Raw genomic sequence first — 15439 nt, 5'->3', positions numbered from 1 at the left:
GAGAAAACACCCCGAATCGGCCCTGTCTTCAGGGTCAGTTCGCCTTGGACGCCCGGGAGCACGGATTCAACGATAAACTGTTGATCCAATTCTGAGGCTCGATGAGACATATCGAACTCGCATTTAGGAGAATTTGCATTGAAACCCGCACTTTGCGCGACCCTGGTTTCCACATTGCTGGCAATCGCCGGCTGTACAACCGACGACGGCTACGATGGCTGTCACGGCGTCGGCTGCATGGTCGACGACCCCGAGGTTGAAGATCGGACCATAGACGAGCGTCCGCAGTTCGACCGGGAAGGCAATCCCAATTTCGATGAGCGAGGCAATTATCAGGGATGCCACGGCATCGGTTGCGAGGTCGATGACCCCGACGATGTTTCTGCCTGAGAAAAGACGCTTGCAGAGTGTAGAAGGAGTGGCAACGCATGGGCGCTGGCAGAAACACGATTTTCCGACATGGCAGGGTCGCTGCGATGACGCTTGCCGGACTGTTCATCACGCTCACCACCGCCTTTGCCGCCGGCGGCGCATGTGACGGTGTTAAAGTCGAGATGACGAAAGCACGCAAGGATCGGTATGCTCCGCTCGTCGTCTCGGCGATGGAAGCAAAGATCAAGCCTGCTCAGGTGGAGTTCAGCGCGATTCTGGAAAACGGCAACTGGAGTGCGACCTATGTTTCCACGCCGGCAAGCGATGACGGCATGATGTTTTTTCACACGGTCAATGGAAAAATGCATTTCCGCGAGGTGTGGGGCGGCTGGGCCGAACCGTCGGAACGCCCGGAACTGGTTGCCTGGGCAAGGAAGCTGGGGGCGCCGGTCGCCCTGGCCACATGCTTCGCCGAAACCGTTACGGAGGGGGAATAATGTTCCTTCGTGTTTTACTCCCTTTGTCGGCCGTTCCGCTGATCCTGGCCGGTTGCGTCAGCGATGGCGACAACGCATGGGTCAAGGATGACACGGCTCGTTCGGACACTCAGCAGGCATTGGCCGAATGCAAGTACGAGGCGGAGGCGGCGACCATCGGTATCGGCGCAAACGATCACCCGAAGACCTGGGGCGAAGCCGTAGGGGATGGGATCGGCGATGCGGTGATTCAGGCCATGGACGAGAACGAACTCATCAAATCCTGTATGCGTGCCAAAGGGTTCCGGCGGTAGGACGCTCGTTCAATTCGTAGGAGGATACAATCATGGGTATGCTGATCCGCATGATCGTTGGAGGTCTGCTTATAGGGCTTGCCGGAACCACCGTCGCCGCGGCCCAAACCGCCGCTGAGATGAACGAGACGCTCGATGAGATTTTCGGCGATCACGCGCCGTATAGAGCCTTCTTCGAGAAACTGAAAAAGGCCGTCGCCGACAACGACAGGAAAACTGTCGCCTCCCTGGTCGAATATCCTTTCAAGGCACGGATCAACGACAAATCCGTGACCATCGGAGACGCCGCGCACTTCACCGCCGACTACGACAAGGTCTTCACCGACACGGTCAAAAAAGCCGTTAACAACCAGACTTATCCAAAGCTTTTCGCCAATTGGCAGGGTGTGATGGTCGGCGACGGCGAAGTCTGGTTCAATGGTATCTGCGGCGACGATTCCTGCAGCCAGCAGACGGTGAGGATCATTGCCGTCAACGACTGATGCGTTGAACGAGCAAGGCCACTGCGGGGGCTCAAGTCGCACAGGCAACCGACGGAGAAGGGGGTAATGCAGCAAATTTGTACTGTCGCCGTGCGCTCGTTGTTCGAGCGTCCGAAACGGTTCGCCGCAATGCTTGTCCTATGCGCCGCCGCTTTGCTCGGCGGCCTCGTCGGTTTCGCTCCCCAATTGCGGGCACAGGAAGCCGCGGACGCGCAAAATCTCCCTCTCGATGTGGGCGTCTATGTGAATGCGCCATTCGTGGAGAAGGAGGAAAATGGCGATTATACCGGACTTGCGGTGGAACTTTGGGAAGGTCTGGCAGAATCGCTTGGCCGCGAATACCGCTTCATCGAATTCGAGAGCGTTCACGATCTGATGGGGGCGGCCGCTTCCAGCGATATCGACGTCGCGGTCTCCAACCTGACGATCAACGAGCCTCGTGCTCAACGGGTGGATTTTACCCAACCCTGGTATGATGGCGGCGATCGCATCATGATCAGGACCGAACAGGGGCAGGGATTTGCCAATCTGATTGCAGGATTGAGCGACGCCGGCTTCCTCAAGGCCTATGCCTGGATCGCCGCGGTGATCGTGATTGCTACCGTTCTTCTCACTCTGTTCGACCGCCGGTTTGACAACAGTTTTCCCACACGCTGGCGTGATGGCATTGCGGAAAGCTTTTATGCGGTTATGTCGGTAGCGACATCCGGCAAACCGCCTTCACGCAAAAATCTGTTCGGATGGGTGGGCCGTATCTGGCAGGGCCTGTGGCTGGTCTGCGGAATTGCGGTTCTTGCCTATGTGACCTCCACCGTGACCAGCGTCATGACCACACTGTCGCTCACCAGTCAGATCACGAGCCTCGACGACCTGTCCAACAAACCGGTGGCGGTGATGACCGGCACCGTACAGGAGGATTTTGTGCGTGGTGAGGGGCTTCAAGCCAGGAGCTATCCCGGGCTCGGCGATGCGGTTCAGGGGCTTTTGAATGGCGATGTCGATGCAATCGTCCACGACGCGCCGGTTCTCGAATACTACGCGCATACCCACCCCGATCAGGCCGTGGAGGTGGTTGGGCGCTTGTTCGAGAAAGACAAATACGGCTTCGCCCTTCCGCGCCGCAGTCCCTTGACCCGGCCTTTGACGCTCGAAATCCTGGCAGCCATCGATGCCGACACGGTCGACGAATTGCAGACCAAGTATTTCGGCGCGGGCCAGCAATGACCTCGGATGAACGGTCGAAGGTGCAGGCGAAACTTGGGCGCCTTTTATGCGAATGGGCATAAGGGGACCGGCGGAGGCCAAGTCCGCAGCGTGGCTGCTTTCGTGGCTGGGGATCCGCTGTGGCGATGAGATGTTGTCGTCGACGGGTGCCTATAAGCCGTCGACGGGCGACAGGTTCCGGTCCCAATACCACGCAACGTAGGTGTCCTCTCCGTTGCGCCCCAGCGTTTTCAGCAAATTGCGCATGGACCGTACGTCCTGCTTTTCGCAGGCCACCCAGATGAAACTTGTTTCGTCCGCATTCTCGATCAGCTTGCAACCCTCCCGTGCCAATCGCCCCTTGGCTCCTTCGGGGTAATATCTGCGATGCAGCCAGCGCACCTCGAGCGAGCCGGCCGTGGGAAGCGGCTGCTCCTCGGCCTCGTCGAAGACTTCGATAATGCCTCGCATGCGCGTTCCCGCAGGCACTTCCGCGGCGATGCGCGCGATGGCCGGAAGCGCGGTCTCGTCCGCCACGAAATGAATGACACTGGATGGTGGCAGGCGTCCGCTGCCCGGTCCCAGAAGTGCGATCCGGTCGCCGCGCCGGGCGGCGCGCGCGAAATCGGCACCCGGTGTTGCCACGCCCGATGTGGGATGCAGCAGGAAGTCGATCCAGAGCTCGTTGCGCTCTGCATCGACGGCGCGGATCGTATAGGCCCGCAGACGGATTTCGTTCTCGCCCTTCGGCCATTTGAAGCCGCCGCCCTCGGCGGCTTCGGGCCAGACTGGAAGGCGCCCGTGGCGCGGCAGGAGCAGGCGGACATGCATTTCCCCGCCGATGAATGGTTCGACATTGGCGCAGGCGAACTTCACCCGCAGCATATGTGGCGTCACCCGCTCTTTGGCGACGACGGTGACAAGATGGATTTTGTCGGGCAGGACGGAGGTCATCGGTCGTTGGTCTATACTCTTGGGCAATGTCTGAATGCTGGTGTTGCCGCTCATGGATTGTCCGTTTCGGCCCGGGCAATTCGGTGTCGGCCGATCGGCGTCATCATCGGTCGTCCCGAGGCCGGGTCGAGGATGATACGGCTGTCGATATCGAAAACGTGGCGCACGTTTTCGCGTGTCAGCACCTCTTCGGGCGAACCGGATGCGTGTATCTTGCCTCTGTGCAACGTCACAAGCCTGTCCGCGTAACGGGCCGCGAGGTTGAGGTCGTGAAGAACCATTGCGATCGTTGTCCCGCGTTCGTGATTGAGGTCCGTCAGAAGGTCCAGCACCTCGATCTGATGGCTGACATCCAGAAAGGTCGTCGGTTCGTCGAGAAGGAGAATGTCGGTCTCCTGTGCCAGCGCCATCGCGATCCAGACGCGCTGACGCTGCCCGCCGGACAGTTCGTCGACAGGGCGCTCGGCCAGCGCTTCGATCCGCGTCGCCACGAGAGCCCGCGATACGGCCGCATCGTCTTCACGCGACCAGCGCGTAAACATGCCCTGATGCGGGTGGCGGCCTCGGCTTACGAGGTCGGCGACGGTAATGCCCTCCGGCGCCGTGGACGATTGGGGAAGCAGGCCGAGCGTCTGCGCGAGTTGCCGCGACGGCAACCGGTGAATCGATTTTCCGTCGAGCAGAACGCTCCCGCGCCTCGGAGAGATCAGCCGGGACATTGCGCGCAACAAGGTGGACTTGCCACAGGCGTTTGCGCCGACAATCGCCGTAATCCGCCCTGGCGCGATCTCAAGATCGAGCCCGTCCAACACATCGGCCTCGCCGTAGCCCGCCGAGATTCCACTGACGACAAGAGACTGGGAATTCACAATGAGCCTCCGTTCCGGTTCGCTCGGATGATCAGGAACAGCAGATAGGGTGCCCCAAGAGCCCCGGTGACGACGCCAACGGGAAAACGCGACGGCAAGAGAAACTGTCCGCAATAGTCCGCGGCCAGTACAAGAACAGCCCCCACAAGGGCTGCGGGAATGAGAAGCGACCCGCCATTGCCGAACAGGCGTGCGGCAATGGGCCCAGACAGAAAGGCAACGAACGATATGGGCCCGGTTATTGCCGTCGCACAGGCGATCAGACCCACGGCCGCGACCATGATCGTCATGCGCGTTCTTTCGAAGGAAACGCCAAGTCCCGCCGCCATCTCGTCGCCAAGCCGCAATGCCTCGAGGTCCCTCCCGCGTGCGAGGAGCAAGCCACCGAAGATAACCAGCGCCAGAAGCAAAGGCGCGACCAGGTCGATCCGAGCGCCGTTGACGCTGCCCGTCAGCCAGCGCATCGCCTCCTGCAGGCTCCAGGCCGGAGCCTGGGACAACACATAGGCCACAAAGCTTTCCAGCATCGCGGAGACAGCAATGCCGACCAGAATGAGACGTGCTCCGGCAACCCCGTTGCGCGAGGCGAGCCCATACACCGTGAGTGCGACACCGAGACCCGAAAACACCGCGATCAAGGAAACGGCCGGTCCGTCCAGAGACAGGATGACGATCGCGAATACGGCGGCGGCGCTTGCGCCGAAACTGATACCGATGATGTCGGGACTGGCCAGCGGATTGCGGAGCATAACCTGGAACGCGACACCTCCAAGGCCGAAGCATAGGCCCGCAAGAACGCACAGAAGTGCGCGCGGCAATCTCAATTGGCCGACGGTGAAGGCTGCGCCGGGAATATCCTCGCCAAGGAGAACGCCGATGACCTGGTGGGGCGGGGTGTAGGACTGGCCAAGCGACAGCGTCAGCGCGAAAAGGGCGATTACAATCGCTGCAAGGGTTGCAAGCATTGCCGCCCGCTTGACCTTGCGGCGGCGGCGGTTCGCCACGACGGCGTCGAAAGTCGACTGAACGATCGTCACAGCTCGCGCACCCGCTGGCGCCTTACGATCCAGATGAAGAACGGTGCGCCGATAAAGGCCGTCACGATGCCGACTTCGAGTTCGGCGGGCCTGGCGACGACGCGGCCGACAATATCGGCGGCCAGAAGGAGCGAGGCTCCGGCGACAGCGCTGAAGGGCAGCAGCCACCGATGATCGACGCCGGCGAGTTGCCTGCAAAGATGAGGAACCACAAGACCGACAAAGGCGATCGGTCCGCAGACCGCCGTGGCCGCACCGCAAAGGAATACCGCTCCCAGGGCCGCGACCGCTCGCGCCGCCGCGACACGCTCGCCAAGGCCGGCTGCCAGTTCGTCTCCGAGGGCAAGGGAATTCAGCTTGCGGGCAGAGATGAACGACAGCGCCGCACCGAAAGCGATGAAGGGAAGGACGGGCACCGTCTGGTCGAAGGTCGCGCCGCCCACTCCGCCGATCTGCCAGGACCGAATGCCGCCGGCGATGTCGTTGCGAGGCAATATGACAGCCACCATCATCGACCAGAACGCCATCGAAGTCGCCGTTCCGGCAAGCGCGAGCTTGAGCGGCGTCGCACCGCCGCGCCCGAGGGATCCGACCGTGTAGACGAAGACGGCCGCGCATCCCGCACCCAAGATCGCGGTCCAGATGTATGCCTGCGCGGATGTCATGCCGAACCACGCCACACCCACAGCCACGGCAAGCGAGGCACCCATATTGACGCCGAGAATGCCGGGGTCGGCAAGGGGGTTGCGCGTTACGCCCTGCATCACCGCGCCCGCCAGTCCGAGTGCGCTGCCCGCCAATGCTGCAAGAACCGTGCGCGGAATGCGCACCGCGACCGCTGCCTGCCCGATGCCGTCGATGTGGCCGCGCATCGCTCCAAGGACGTCCACCCAATCGACCGACCTCGAGCCGATCGAGACGGATGCGGCACCAAGAACGGCGAGGAGAAGGAAAACCGCGCCCAGCCAGAACGTTCTCGTGCGGTTCGAGCGCCGCAAGGAAAAGGACCGGGGCGACGAATGCGCGGCCGAGGGAGTCATCGCGACTTTTTGGCCGCGTCCGCGAGCAGATCGGCATAGTCGCGCAGGACCCAGGAAATGGACAGCGGCGTTGGGTTGGCCGCGGTGCCGACCGGTCCACGGTCGAGCATGACGACCGCCTTGTTGGCAACCGCGGGCATTCGCGAAGTGAGGGGATTGGCGGCCAGCTTCTCCAGAAGCGTTTCATCGCCATAGGTCACGACGATATCGACATCGTCGAAAGTGTCGATGCGCTCGGCGCTTATGGAGCCGGAGAACCTGCCGGGTGTCGACGCCTCAAGCACGCTCGACGGCACGGCCAGGCCAAGATCAGTGAAAAAGCGGACCCGCGTGTCGCTCGTCGTGTAGAAGTTGATTGTGCTCAGATCCGCCGCGCTCAGATGGGTGATGAACATTGCGGATTTGCCTTTAAGTTCGGGATGTTCCGCCACGACCTGCGCGATATCGCTTTCTATGTCGGCAATGAGCGCGTCACCTTTGGCCGGCATCCCCAGTCCGGCGCTGTTGAGACGGATCATTTCGCGCCAGCCGGTAGACCAGGGGGCTTCCGGATAGGCAACCACCGGCGCGATCTGGCTCAGCATGTCGTAATCCGTCTGGCTCAGTCCGGAATAGGCGGCGAGGATCACGTCGGGACGGACGGCAGCCACAGCTTCCAGATCGATGCCGTCCCCCTCGTCGAAAAGAACCGGTGTGTCTGCGCCCAATTCATGCAGTTTCCCGGAGACCCAGGGCAGGAGGCCATCGCCGTCGTCATCGCCGAAATTGGCCCTGGCAAATCCGACTGGAACGACGCCGAGGGCGAGGGGGACCTCGTGGTTGGCCCAGGCAACTGTCGCGACGCGCTCGGGTTTGCGCTCGATGACGGTCGTTCCCAGAGCATGCTCGATCGTGATCGGAAATGCTGTCGCCTCCTGCGCGCCGGCGGGCGCGGCAAACAGGATGGCGGCCCAGGTCAGGATGGACATCGCAGCGAGAAGCGATCGCGGCATCAGGCGAACTCCGAGATCAAACATTTAAGTTGATCTCTAGTTTCAGGTTAATGACGCGCCGTCAATTCCGCCTCAGCTTGCTCCAACAGGCCGCAGCGCATTTAACCGGAGGATCCTACAAAGCGGCAAAAACTTACAATACTGGATTGACGAGCTCAAGTTAATCCGTGAGTGATCTGATCGAGCGCGCCTGGTGGGGACGGACAAGCCGGATGCAGTCGTCACGACCGGGGGCGAACGCGCCTTCATGGTGCGATCGGATCGGAACCGCATCGCTACCGGCCGCTCCGCGCCGCCAGAAACCTGGAACGTCGAAATGACCATCGTGAGTACATCGCCCGACAACCGATCCGTCTTAGATCGTCGCAGCCTTGCCCTGCTGGGGTGTACGTCGTTTGCCGTGCTTATGCCTGCCGGCATATTCGCGCAGGAGCTGGAAAACGCGAACGATACGACGATGCTTCAGCCTCTCGTTGTGGAGAGCGGCGACTTTCTGGATGCCGAGAATGATGCACGTTCGATTGTCGCCGGCCGAACCACGGGCGGCAGCCGGATGGTCACCGACATTCTGGACACACCCGCCTCCGTTTCGGTGATTACCTCGAAGGAGATCCAGGATCGCGGCGCGCAGAACGTGGAAGAGGTGTTGCAGTATACGCCGGGGGTTCTCACAGGCTTTTACGGAAGCGACGATCGTTTCGACTTCTACAAGATTCGTGGTTTCGACGCACATGCCTATCGTGATGGCCTCCCGCTCGGGCGACCGTTCGGCGGGGTGCGCGAAGAGGCGTATGCATTCGAGCGCGTCGAGGTTCTCAAGGGTGCCAATTCGACCGTCTTCGGCGTTTCCGATCCTGGTGGTTCGGTAAACTACGTGACGAAGCGGCCGCGAAGCGAGCGTTTCGGCGAGGCCTATGTCACCGGCGGTTCGTTCGAGCGCAAGGAAATCGGCTTCGATTTCGGCGACAACATCACCGCCGACGATACGTTGTCCTACCGCCTTACCGGCAAGTTCAAGGATTCCGACGCTGAGTACGATTACTCGCGCGACGACGAGCGGTTCATCATGGGCGGATTGACGTGGCGACCGACCGCCGACACCAACGTCACCGTCGTCTTCGACCATCTCAGCCGCGACGCCGTACCCGGCAGCGGTGGTCACCCCGTGGGCAGCGACTTTCCGCGCAGCCGGTTTTTCGGCGAGCCCGACTACAACTATCGCGGCACGGATCGAAGCACGCTGTCCGTCATGCTCGACCACCATTTCGGCTCTGGGCTGACATTCGGGGCCAATGCCCGCTACAGCCACGCCGAAACGGACTTCGGCTATGCCTACATCTCGTCAACACCAACTGACGGCACGACGATTGCGCAGCGCTCCTTCTTCGGCAATGACACGACGACCGAGAATTTCGTTGCCGATGCATATCTTCAATACGAAGCGAGCTTCGACAGCATCGACAGCCGCACCCTGGTGGGTGTTCTCTACAACGACTTCGTATCGGACAACGACACCTTCTTCGGGCCCGCGCCAACGATCAACTGGAGCGATCCAACTTATAAAGGCGCTCCCGCTTCGGTTCCGTTGTATTCCAGCGCTCGCACGGATCAGACGACCAAGGCGATCTATCTCCAACAGGAACTGACGATCGCCGACAGGTTCATTGCCACTTTCGGTCTGCGCAACGACTGGATCGATACCGAAAGAACGAACAAGCTGACGTCCGTCACATCCGTCGGCGACATCAGCGAATTTACGACTCGCGCCGCACTGACCTACAGAATCACGGACGAGCTTGCCGCTTATGTGAGCTATGCGGAATCCGTGGTTCCTGCGTCCGGCCTGACGGTCGAGCCCGAGCGCGGCGAACAGTATGAACTGGGCGTGAAATATCAGCCGGTCGCGTTTCCAGCCCTGTTCACAGCGTCGGTCTACGACCTGTCGAAGAAGAACATCACGGTTACCGATCCCATCACGATGCTGCCTTCCACCATTGGCGAGGTGCGTGTGCGCGGTGTTGATCTGGAAGCGAAGGCGGAATTTGGTAACAATTGGAGCCTTACGGCCGGGTATTCCTACCTTGACGCCGAGATCGTCGAAAACGGCGCTGGCGGAAACGTGGGCAATCGTCCCCAGTTCGTTCCAGAACATATGGCGTCGGTGTGGGTGAATTACCGTCTACCGGAGAGCGGCATGCGCGGCGACATGAACTTCGGTCTCGGCGCGCGTTATACCAGTTCATATTTCTTCGATGCCGCGAACACGATGTCGACCGACAGCAGCATCGTCTTCGACGCGTCCCTCTCCTACGCGGTCAAGGAAAACACCGAACTGGTGGTTAACGTCAGCAATCTGTTCGATGAGAAACACGTCGATTACGGGGGCTTCGGGGCGGACTTTTACAATCCGGGGCGCGCCATCTCGGCGACCTTGCGCCATAGCTGGTGATGGATCATCCAGGTTTTGCACGTACGGTCTGGCCAGCCACCGTCGATTGCGCTGGCTGATGAAGCTTTCGCCAGGCAGCCGGAGTGTGTCCGACGGTCTGGCGGAACACCTTGGTAAGGTGCGCCTGATCGGAAAAGCCGAGTTGGGCTGCGACGGAAGCGACGGAAAGGCCGCCGTCTAGAAGCAGTTGCTTCGCAACGTCGATCCGCTTGCCGAGTTGCCACTGCACCGGCGTGGTGCCGGTCGTGTGTTTGAATGCGTTGAAAAACCAGCTCTCGGACAGGCCGACCGTAGCCGCCATCTCGGCCACGGACAGGCGATGGTGGCTTTGCTCCTCCACGCGCGAGACGAGCTTGTTCATTTGCGCTTGGGTAAGCCGGATATTGCCATCCGCGCTTGTCTCCTGTGGGATGTCCAGCATTCCGGTCACGATGCTGCCGACAAGGCTCTCGGCATAGATGCCGTGCCTGGTCGGGTTCCCGACTTCATCGACCAGAAGCCCCGCAAGCGTCTCGATGGTGTCGGCGTCCTGTATCTCCACCGGCTGGCGTAGCGCAGCCAGTGCGGCCGACCTTCCCAGCGAAGGGGCCAGATACCGAAGCATGCGGTCTTTGTGGATGTGCAGATTGAGATGCGAGAAATTGTGCGTCGCGCGGCTGTTCGTCCAAAGCGGCACACGGGCGGGTACATAAACCGCACGCGTCATGGGGCGTGCAGAGCGCACAAACGTTGCGTCGTCGTTCGACATGCGGATGTGTTCCGACACGTCGCAAAAGAAGATCATGATGCGTGGATCGTCGGCCATGTAATAGCCCTTGGCGCCGGCTTCGCTTCTGGCCTGCCAATATGCGCCGACGATACCGTCCAGGCACCGCCACTTGACGGGCTCTACGACCCGAATGCCCTCGGTATGCCAGGTCATGGAATGCCAGAAACTCAAACTCGGCCTCTTGTGACATGCCGACAAAAACAACTGCTACATGCAGCCGCAGCCAAGGGTTTTCCGATGAAATCGGGCGAATGGTACGTCTCGGCCAGCATAAAAATCATGATCAGATTTATCATATTTTTCTCGGTCGACTGTCAACGGTGCGGTGAAACTCGACCCTAGACGGTGCAGAGTTCGGCCGATGCGTGTGCGAGCCGCAGAGCGCCGGAAGGCGTGTCTGGTGATATTGCTGTGCACTGATTGTTGTTATTCGGGCGCTGTCTGCTTACACTGACGGCAACGGGGAATGTCATGATATTTCTTTGCTATAAGTGTTTAAAGTCAACAACATAAAAGTTGTTTGAATGAATGTTCGGGAGTGATTTAACGATGCCGATTGCCAACCCTGTCGTGATCTACGGCATCAAGAATTGCGACACGATGAAGAAGGCGCGATCCTGGTTGGAGACACATGGCGTTGCCTATGCCTTTCATGACTACAAGACCGCCGGAATCGAGGGTGAACGGCTTGAAGCGTGGGTCGGTGAAATCGGTTGGGAGAAGCTTCTCAATCGTGCCGGCACAACCTTTCGCAAATTATCCGACGCCGACAAGGCGGATATGAATGCGGCCAAGGCCGTGCATCTGATGCTGGAACAACCGAGCATGATAAAGCGTCCGGTGCTGGATCTTGGCGACCGCCGTATCGTCGGTTTCAAACCGGAAATCTACGCGGCTGCATTCGCTGACTGAGTGAAGGCGGCGGATTGTCCACGCTAGCAGTATATGCGGCGTGGTCTATCGATGCAGGCAGGTGCGGATATTATCCTGCGGGGCTTGCGTATCGCCGCCCGCGGGACGGCGCCTGTTGGCGTCGATCGACACCTTAGGACAAGATGGTCTGGGTGGAGGGACGCGTGGTAAAGAGCCGGAGATCCATCGAAGGGGCGTCGAATGGAGGGGAATATGAGGCACTGGATACTTTGGCTGCTTGCCGGCATAGCGGCCCTTATCGGCGGGCTTGCGGCGCTTTTCAACCTGAATTCCGCATCCAACATGACGTTGACGGTTGGGGGTTGTGCGCTGGTCGTTGTGGGCGCCTTGCAGGGTTGGGCCGCTTACAGGGCACCCGATCTCCGCACCGCAACAGGGGCAGCGGTGCTGGCGGCGGCCGGTCTTTTCATCGGATTCTCACTGCTGTTCGGACCCTTCGGCGATGGCCGCATGCTTCGGATTCTCCTGGGAGTTCTGCTGATCGCTTCCGGTTTCGGAAAGGTTTGGGTCGGCCGCAGTCTGCGCAGCGATAGCGTGTTTCCCATGCTCCTTGCCGCCGGCGGTGTCTCGGCGATCCTCGGTTTGCTCGTTTTGAGCGGCATCGGCATCATCGACTTCGGCCTGGTCGTCGCGCTGGAGCTTCTGGCCAGCGGTGTCGCCCTGGTGCTCCTGTCTCTACGGTTGAAAAACAATGCTTGAAAGAAGAGATCCGCTTCGCGCCTTCGCCACGCTGGTGCTTGCTGTCGTGCTGGCGGTCATGATCGGCTGGCTTCTGGTTGTCGGAAGAGCCGTCCTGATGCCGATCTTCATCGCCGTGATCTCGGTTTATGTGCTTCTGACCGCGTCGGAGGCGCTTGGGCGTGTGCCGGTTATCGGCTTTTTGCCGGAATGGGTGCGGCGCGGCCTCGTTCTGGCACTCTTCGTTCTGGCATTGATCATGTTGGCGAGCGTGATGGTCGGCACGGCCGAACAGGTGGTGGCGCGCCTGCCGGTTTATCAGAAGAATCTCACGACGATGCTTACCGATATTCTGTCCCGGTTCGATATCCAGGAGATTCCCAACCTCACGACCCTTATCGAGACCCTGTGGGGACGCATCAACCTGCAGCGCCTGGCCGCCGTCGGGCTCGGTTCGGTCGGCTCACTTGCAGGCATAATCTTCATGGCGGTGGTCTATTCGATCTTCCTGATGGCCGAGCGAGGCGGCTTCGCCCGAAAGATCGCTGCCGCCCTGCCCAGGGAAAGGGCGAGCCAAACCCACACCATCGTGCGCGACATCAACCGCAGCATCGGCGAATATCTCGCGGTAAAGACGCTCGTGAACATCATGCTGGGCATGCTTTCCTTCGTGGTGCTCACCTTCTTCGGGGTCGATTTCGCGCTCTTCTGGGCGGTTCTTATCGGTTTGTTGAACTACATTCCCTATGTGGGCTCGCTGCTTGGCGTGATGTTTCCCGTGCTGTTGACGCTAGCGCAATACGGATCCCTTCAGACCACGCTGTTCGTTGCGGTTCTTTTGACATCGGCGCAGATATGGGTGGGCAATGCGCTCGAACCGAGAATGATCGGCCGCAGGATCAACATGTCGCCTTTCGTCGTTCTGGTCTCGCTCGCCCTGTGGTCGTCGCTGTGGGGTATTCCAGGCGCCATCCTCGCCATACCGCTCACCTCGATCATCGCAATCATCATGGCGAATTTCGAAAGCACGCGTCCGATCGCGCTGATGCTGGCCGACGACGTGCAGGCGCTTCAAAAGTCGGCGGAGGAATAGGACGCCCGCCCTGTCAACTGTTGCGGGGCAGAACGGGGACGTTGTCGATGAGTCGGATCTCGCCAAGCCATGCCGCGGCCAAAAGCCTGGCGTGCCCGCAAACATGCGCGAGCGGCTGGAGAGTCTCCGCATCGCGCAATTCGACATACTCGACACGGTCGAAACCGGCTGTGGCAAGGGTCGCGCGTGCGGCGTCGAGAGTGGAGGTGGCATCCTCGCCGGATGCAAGGCGCTTGGCGCTTTCGAAAAGTGTTCGAGCGATGGCCGGCGCAATTCGACGCTGCTCGGGTGTCAGGCGCGCATTGCGCGAGGACAGGGCGAGCCGGTCTGCCTCGCGGATCGTCGGGCAGCCGAGGATCTCGGTTGGAATATTCAGATCTGCCACCAGCCGGCGTACCACAAGAAGCTGCTGAAAATCCTTCTCGCCGAAGCAGGCGAGATCGGCCCCACTTTGCAAAAGCAGTTTGGTGACCACGGTGGCAACGCCGTCGAAATGTCCGGGCCGATGCGCGCCGCAGAGGCCCTCGCTTACGCCCCCTACGGAAACGGTTGTGGAGAACCCGCTGCCATACATCTCCTCCACACCGGGCGCGAAGAGGACGTCGACATCGAGTGGCGTCAGTTTGGCGGTATCGTCTTCTTCTGTGCGCGGATAGGCGGCGAGATCCGAAGCGTTGTTGAACTGCTTGGGATTGACGAAGAGCGTGACGATTACACGTTTCGCACGGGTCTTCGCCGCTTCAACAAGGCTGAGATGGCCCTGGTGAAGCGCGCCCATGGTAGGCACCACCGCCACGCGTTCGCCCGCGCGCCGCCAGATTTGAACCCGGTCGCGCAGGCTGGCAACGGTACGAAGGACGCTGAGAGTCATTCTTTCTCCTCCTTGTTGTGGGAGGGCATGGCGTCGGTGAAAACATGGGTTTCGTCGGGAAAACGCCGCGCGCGAACCTCCTTCGCATAGGCGGCGATTGCCGCATCCGCCGCGTGGCCGAGTTCGGCGAAGCGTTTGACGAATTTCGGCCGGAAGTCGTCGAACATGCCCAGCATATCGTCGACCACGAGAATTTGCCCGTCGCAGGCCGGGGAGGCGCCGATCCCGATAGTGGGAATGGCGGTCGTGCCGGTGATCCGATCGGCGAGCGCGGCCGGCACCTTTTCCAGAACCATCGAGAATGCGCCGGCGTCGGCCACGGCTTCCGCGTCGCGCAGGATGTGGAAGGCATCGTCGCCGCGTCCTTGAACCTTGTAACCGCCGAAACTGTTTATCGCCTGGGGCGTCAGGCCGATATGCGCCATAACGGGAATGCCGTGGCGGGTGAGAAAACGGATGGTTTTCTCCATCGTCTCGCCACCTTCGATCTTGACGGCGCCACAACCGGTCTCGGCCATGATGCGTGCCGCATTGCGAAAGGCCTGTTCGGGCGTTTCCTCGTAGCTTCCGAAAGGCATGTCCACGACGAGAAGGGCGCGCTCCACGCCACGCCGCACGGACTGGCCGTGCATGATCATCATGTCGAGCGTGACCCCGAGTGTGCTTGGCAGGCCGTGCAGGACCATGCCGACGCTGTCACCGACCAGAACGATGTCGCAATGCTTGTCCACCAATCGGGCGAGGGGCGTGGTGTAGGCGGTCAGGCAGACGAGCGGTTCGCCTCCCTTCCGTGCCAGAATCTCCGGCGGCGTGAGAGCCGCAATCCTTGCGTTGGCGCTCAAATCTTCCTCCCTGTCGCGTTCGCGGCCGGCGCGGAACCAGCCCTGCCAGCGCGATAGCGACAGGG

At 60.6% G+C, this 15439-nt stretch carries 17 protein-coding genes; 9 read left to right on the top strand and 8 right to left on the bottom strand.

The window, feature by feature from the left end; all coding sequences use genetic code 11:
* The first annotated feature begins 138 nt into the window (after positions 1 to 138).
* From QZ638_RS00085 to QZ638_RS00065, 5 genes are all read left to right on the top strand, one after another.
* The gene (locus tag QZ638_RS00085) at positions 139 to 390 is read left to right on the top strand and encodes a hypothetical protein (protein ID WP_295805597.1); all 252 of its coding nucleotides are present in this window, start codon (positions 139 to 141) and stop codon (positions 388 to 390) included.
* A 38-nt stretch (positions 391 to 428) separates the two neighbouring features.
* The gene (locus QZ638_RS00080; RefSeq protein ID WP_295805596.1) at positions 429 to 869 is read left to right on the top strand and encodes a hypothetical protein; all 441 of its coding nucleotides are present in this window, start codon (positions 429 to 431) and stop codon (positions 867 to 869) included.
* Positions 869 to 1162, top strand: a complete 294-nt coding sequence (locus QZ638_RS00075; protein WP_295805595.1) for a hypothetical protein — start codon at positions 869 to 871, stop codon at positions 1160 to 1162. The genes QZ638_RS00080 and QZ638_RS00075 overlap by 1 nt, the downstream gene beginning before the upstream one ends.
* Before the next feature lie 32 nt (positions 1163 to 1194).
* Positions 1195 to 1644, top strand: a complete 450-nt coding sequence (locus QZ638_RS00070) for a hypothetical protein (protein ID WP_295805594.1) — start codon at positions 1195 to 1197, stop codon at positions 1642 to 1644.
* Positions 1645 to 1710: 66 nt separating this feature from the next.
* Positions 1711 to 2868, top strand: coding sequence for a transporter substrate-binding domain-containing protein (locus QZ638_RS00065; RefSeq protein ID WP_295805593.1), 1158 nt, complete (start codon positions 1711 to 1713; stop codon positions 2866 to 2868).
* Between the two features lie 150 nt (positions 2869 to 3018).
* Here the strand turns inward: QZ638_RS00065 and QZ638_RS00060 are convergent, their stop codons facing one another.
* The 5 genes from QZ638_RS00060 to QZ638_RS00040 are packed head-to-tail and all read right to left on the bottom strand — an operon-like array spanning position 3019 to position 7739.
* Positions 3019 to 3855, bottom strand: a complete 837-nt coding sequence (locus QZ638_RS00060) for a siderophore-interacting protein (protein WP_295805591.1) — start codon at positions 3853 to 3855, stop codon at positions 3019 to 3021.
* Positions 3852 to 4670, bottom strand: coding sequence for an ABC transporter ATP-binding protein (locus tag QZ638_RS00055; protein ID WP_295805590.1), 819 nt, complete (start codon positions 4668 to 4670; stop codon positions 3852 to 3854). Before QZ638_RS00055 ends, QZ638_RS00060 begins: the two co-directional genes overlap by 4 nt.
* A complete protein-coding gene (locus QZ638_RS00050; protein ID WP_295805588.1) occupies positions 4667 to 5707 on the bottom strand; it encodes an iron chelate uptake ABC transporter family permease subunit in 1041 nt (346 codons plus the stop codon). The genes QZ638_RS00055 and QZ638_RS00050 overlap by 4 nt, the downstream gene beginning before the upstream one ends.
* Positions 5704 to 6747, bottom strand: coding sequence for an iron ABC transporter permease (locus QZ638_RS00045; protein WP_295805586.1), 1044 nt, complete (start codon positions 6745 to 6747; stop codon positions 5704 to 5706). Before QZ638_RS00045 ends, QZ638_RS00050 begins: the two co-directional genes overlap by 4 nt.
* The gene (locus tag QZ638_RS00040) at positions 6744 to 7739 is read right to left on the bottom strand and encodes an iron-siderophore ABC transporter substrate-binding protein (RefSeq protein WP_295805584.1); all 996 of its coding nucleotides are present in this window, start codon (positions 7737 to 7739) and stop codon (positions 6744 to 6746) included. The genes QZ638_RS00045 and QZ638_RS00040 overlap by 4 nt, the downstream gene beginning before the upstream one ends.
* Positions 7740 to 8055: 316 nt before the next feature.
* Between QZ638_RS00040 and QZ638_RS00035 the strand changes: the two genes are divergently transcribed.
* Entirely contained in the window at positions 8056 to 10188 is a 2133-nt protein-coding gene (locus QZ638_RS00035; protein ID WP_295805746.1) for a TonB-dependent siderophore receptor, read from the top strand.
* Positions 10189 to 10192: 4 nt separating this feature from the next.
* On the opposite strand, the gene QZ638_RS00030 is transcribed toward QZ638_RS00035, so the two are convergent.
* Positions 10193 to 11128, bottom strand: coding sequence for an AraC family transcriptional regulator (locus QZ638_RS00030; protein ID WP_295805582.1), 936 nt, complete (start codon positions 11126 to 11128; stop codon positions 10193 to 10195).
* Between the two features lie 378 nt (positions 11129 to 11506).
* Between QZ638_RS00030 and QZ638_RS00025 the strand changes: the two genes are divergently transcribed.
* The 3 genes from QZ638_RS00025 (at position 11507) to QZ638_RS00015 (ending at position 13661) form a co-directional block, all read left to right on the top strand.
* Complete coding sequence (locus tag QZ638_RS00025) at positions 11507 to 11869, top strand: ArsC family reductase (RefSeq protein WP_295805580.1); 363 nt, start codon at positions 11507 to 11509, stop codon at positions 11867 to 11869.
* 213 nt (positions 11870 to 12082) lie between these two features.
* The gene (locus QZ638_RS00020; RefSeq protein ID WP_295805579.1) at positions 12083 to 12589 is read left to right on the top strand and encodes a hypothetical protein; all 507 of its coding nucleotides are present in this window, start codon (positions 12083 to 12085) and stop codon (positions 12587 to 12589) included.
* Positions 12582 to 13661, top strand: a complete 1080-nt coding sequence (locus QZ638_RS00015) for an AI-2E family transporter (RefSeq protein WP_295805578.1) — start codon at positions 12582 to 12584, stop codon at positions 13659 to 13661. Before QZ638_RS00020 ends, QZ638_RS00015 begins: the two co-directional genes overlap by 8 nt.
* A 13-nt stretch (positions 13662 to 13674) precedes the next feature.
* On the opposite strand, the gene panC is transcribed toward QZ638_RS00015, so the two are convergent.
* Together panC and panB are read right to left on the bottom strand one after the other, a co-directional pair.
* A complete protein-coding gene (gene panC / locus QZ638_RS00010; RefSeq protein ID WP_295805577.1) occupies positions 13675 to 14532 on the bottom strand; it encodes a pantoate--beta-alanine ligase in 858 nt (285 codons plus the stop codon).
* Complete coding sequence (gene panB, locus QZ638_RS00005) at positions 14529 to 15374, bottom strand: 3-methyl-2-oxobutanoate hydroxymethyltransferase (RefSeq protein WP_295805744.1); 846 nt, start codon at positions 15372 to 15374, stop codon at positions 14529 to 14531. The genes panC and panB overlap by 4 nt, the downstream gene beginning before the upstream one ends.
* Positions 15375 to 15439: the final 65 nt, after the last annotated feature.

The sequence above is a fragment of the uncultured Nitratireductor sp. genome (genome assembly GCF_913053745.1).
Taxonomy (GTDB): Bacteria; Pseudomonadota; Alphaproteobacteria; order Rhizobiales; family Rhizobiaceae; genus Nitratireductor.
Note: the sequence above shows the minus strand (reverse complement) of the source record. Positions and strands in the feature narration are given on the sequence as shown.

Coding starts and splice junctions, on each gene's coding strand:
- QZ638_RS00025 (WP_295805580.1), top strand. CDS start 11,507: ATGCCGATTGCCAACCCTGTCGTGATCTACGGCATCAAGAATTGCGAC.
- QZ638_RS00060 (WP_295805591.1), bottom strand. CDS start 3,855: ATGAGCGGCAACACCAGCATTCAGACATTGCCCAAGAGTATAGACCAA.
- QZ638_RS00075 (WP_295805595.1), top strand. CDS start 869: ATGTTCCTTCGTGTTTTACTCCCTTTGTCGGCCGTTCCGCTGATCCTG.
- QZ638_RS00065 (WP_295805593.1), top strand. CDS start 1,711: ATGCAGCAAATTTGTACTGTCGCCGTGCGCTCGTTGTTCGAGCGTCCG.
- QZ638_RS00045 (WP_295805586.1), bottom strand. CDS start 6,747: ATGACTCCCTCGGCCGCGCATTCGTCGCCCCGGTCCTTTTCCTTGCGG.
- QZ638_RS00040 (WP_295805584.1), bottom strand. CDS start 7,739: ATGCCGCGATCGCTTCTCGCTGCGATGTCCATCCTGACCTGGGCCGCC.
- panC (WP_295805577.1), bottom strand. CDS start 14,532: ATGACTCTCAGCGTCCTTCGTACCGTTGCCAGCCTGCGCGACCGGGTT.
- QZ638_RS00020 (WP_295805579.1), top strand. CDS start 12,083: ATGAGGCACTGGATACTTTGGCTGCTTGCCGGCATAGCGGCCCTTATC.
- QZ638_RS00080 (WP_295805596.1), top strand. CDS start 429: ATGGGCGCTGGCAGAAACACGATTTTCCGACATGGCAGGGTCGCTGCG.
- QZ638_RS00070 (WP_295805594.1), top strand. CDS start 1,195: ATGGGTATGCTGATCCGCATGATCGTTGGAGGTCTGCTTATAGGGCTT.
- QZ638_RS00015 (WP_295805578.1), top strand. CDS start 12,582: ATGCTTGAAAGAAGAGATCCGCTTCGCGCCTTCGCCACGCTGGTGCTT.
- QZ638_RS00035 (WP_295805746.1), top strand. CDS start 8,056: ATGACCATCGTGAGTACATCGCCCGACAACCGATCCGTCTTAGATCGT.